Origin of the sequence: Streptomyces sp. SID14436, assembly GCF_010548465.1 — a bacterium.
Lineage (GTDB): Bacteria > Actinomycetota > Actinomycetes > Streptomycetales > Streptomycetaceae > Streptomyces.
In genome coordinates, this window is record NZ_JAAGMD010000740.1 from 1 (window position 1) to 388 (window position 388).

1 protein-coding gene is annotated in these 388 nt (G+C 76.0%); it reads right to left on the bottom strand.

What is annotated here, in order from left to right; genetic code table 11:
* Positions 1-94 precede the first annotated feature (94 nt).
* A partial coding sequence (locus tag G3I53_RS26755; protein WP_343240697.1) for an ACT domain-containing protein occupies positions 95-388 on the bottom strand: 294 nt, incomplete at its 5' end.

Consider the following 388-nt stretch of genomic DNA (forward strand, 5'->3'; position numbering starts at 1 on the left):
CGACCGCCCTTCACCCGCGACCCGCCCCCACGCGCGAGCGGCATGAACCGCCCGGCCCGCTCGCGCGGGGCGCCGGTCGCGGCCGGGGACCCGGTCAGGCGCCGGAGGTCTGGGGCTGGGCGCGGCTGACGTCGTAGACCCCGGCGACCTTGCGCATGGCGCGCATCAGCGCGGGCAGGTGGGCGGCGTCCGGGAGTTGCACGGTGTACGTGTGCCGTACCTGCTGCTGGGTCGGGGGCTCGACGGTCGCGGAGACGATCTCGGCGCCTTCGACCGCCATGGCCTCGGTGAGGTCGGCGAGCAGGTGGGGCCGGACGAACGATTCGGCGACCAGGGTGACCCGGCACTCGGCGCCTTCGCCCCAGCGCACGCAGACCTCTTCCCGGCC